The sequence below is a fragment of the Asaia sp. SF2.1 genome (genome assembly GCF_000505765.1).
Lineage (GTDB): Bacteria > Pseudomonadota > Alphaproteobacteria > Acetobacterales > Acetobacteraceae > Asaia > Asaia bogorensis.
In genome coordinates this window covers 151456-153439 of sequence record NZ_AYXS01000049.1, presented here as the reverse complement: position 1 = coordinate 153439, position 1984 = coordinate 151456, and the positions used below count along the sequence as shown (strand labels likewise).

The window sequence follows — 1984 nt, the reverse complement described above, 5'->3', positions numbered from 1 at the left end:
GAAGAAAACCACACCCGGATTCGCCAAAACATTGGCGAGAAAATTAAAATGAACGATCGCAACAAGAATTGAGATCATGAAAACATCGATCATCGACCAGCGCCCGATGATATCGATTAGACGATAGAGCTTGGTCAGCAGACGCAATCCACGCTTCTGCTTGCGCCACGTGCCGAGAACCATCAGCGCCAGCGACACGATCTTGAGTACCGGCACGGTGATGGAAGCGAACAGCACCAGCAGGGCAAGCGGGATCAGGTTGGACTGCCAGAGTTCGATCACACCGTGAATGATGGTGCTGGTGTCGGGCTGACCCATCTTGGTGTAGGTCATCACAGGCAGCATATTGGCCGGAATGTAGCAGATGATCCCCGCCAGAAGCAGGGCAGCGGCATTGGTCAGGCTGTTCGACTTCCGACGACGCAGGATCTGATGGCATCGCGGGCAATCGCCCATATCACCCTCGCGCGACACTTCATGATCGAACGCCATGACCAGTCCGCAGGAGTGACAGGACAGCATATGCTGGATGGGTGGCATCGAATCGTCGGTGGCCGTCAGATGCTCGACAGGCAGGATCCGCCCCTGACCATCCGCCATTTCCTCACGAATATCGCGGTTATCCCAGATACGCTCGACATCGAGGGTGGAATCTGTGGCCGCCATGGTGATCATGAGCGCGGCAATCAGAAAGACACCGGCCTGGAGATCGACAATCGCCAGGTCGATCAGCTTGGTATAGGCAACGAAGACACCGAGGATATAAACCTCGATCATCGACCATTCGCGCAGTCTTTCGTACCAGGACATCAGACGCGGCGCCCAATCAGGCATGGTACGACGGCTGGCGCCCACCAGAATCGCCCCCATGAGGGCAATGACCACACCGGGCATGACGAGTGTCGTCAGCCCGACGATCAGACCGATCTCGCCAAACCCTTCCCGACCAAGTTCGATCGGCCCGGTGAGAATGGTGACTGTATTGACCCGCCCATGCACATTGATGGTGAGAAGCTGCGTGATGAGCAATGCGATGTAAAGCGCTGCCGAGGCCAGGCAGAAGGCGGTAGGTGCCGCAATCGGCGGCGTTCGACGCCTGCGTGCCAACTGGGCATCGCAGCGCGTGCAATAGGCCACCTGACCCCGCCTAAGGCGAGGTACCATCTGGAACAGGCCACAATCAGGACACTCTCGCAAACCTTCCACAACCTTGAGTGTCGGTGTGGGAGGCACTGCGGAAGCCATGGTGACAGCGTTGCGCCAGAGACGCTTGTGGAAGCGATCAGACATGAATCATAGTGTAGCGGACGATTCCATTGAGAGATAGGTGTTTGCCCTGTTGCAGTCGGCTCCGGTCTCGGCTATAGCACCGCGCCAAGGACGCCGACATAGCTCAGGGGTAGAGCAACTGATTCGTAATCAGTAGGTCCTCGGTTCAATTCCGAGTGTCGGCACCATCTCCTCCCTGCACTTTGCGCTCGATCAGTTTGATACATGACCAGGCTTGGTTTGCCTGCGCCCAAGCAACCAACCCGCGACGCAATACAACGCGAGAAACCCTAGCGGGATCCACTCGCCGCGCAGGGTTTGCGCGGTCAGGTCGGTCAGCACGGTCGCCAGATTGATCAGGCAGGCCAGTATGGCCAGAACCGGCACAATTCCGATCCAGAGCCTGCCAAAACGCATACCGCCCAGCGGCACCCGAAACCGTGCCTGAGGCAGGCCTTCATCACCACGCAGCTTCATGACGGCGAAGGCGATCACCAGAAAACCGATCATCGTGCCGATACTGACGAGATCGGCCAGCAAGGTAATGGGAAGGAGCGCGGCCGTCAGCGCGGTCAGGCCTGTAGTCAGCGCAATGGCGAGCACTGGCGCACCCGTCCTTGCATCGACCAGACTGAGGCGCGGGCTGATAAGGCGATCATGGGAAAGGATGTGGCAAAGGCGGGACTGACCATAAAGACTGACGAACAGCACCGAG

At 58.1% G+C, this 1984-nt stretch carries 1 protein-coding gene, 1 tRNA gene and 1 pseudogene; 1 reads left to right on the top strand and 2 read right to left on the bottom strand.

Features of this window, described 5'->3' with window-relative positions; translation table 11 throughout:
• Positions 1-1290 (bottom strand): paraquat-inducible protein A (locus tag P792_RS34310; protein ID WP_023979807.1); only part of this gene is annotated, 1290 nt, incomplete at its 3' end.
• 92 nt (positions 1291-1382) lie between these two features.
• On the opposite strand from P792_RS34310, the gene P792_RS34305 reads away from it, so the two are divergent.
• Positions 1383-1457, top strand: a tRNA-Thr gene (locus P792_RS34305).
• Positions 1458-1482: 25 nt separating this feature from the next.
• On the opposite strand, the pseudogene P792_RS0120300 reads toward P792_RS34305, so the two are convergent.
• A pseudogene (locus P792_RS0120300) lies at positions 1483-1984 on the bottom strand (hypothetical protein); the annotation flags it as partial.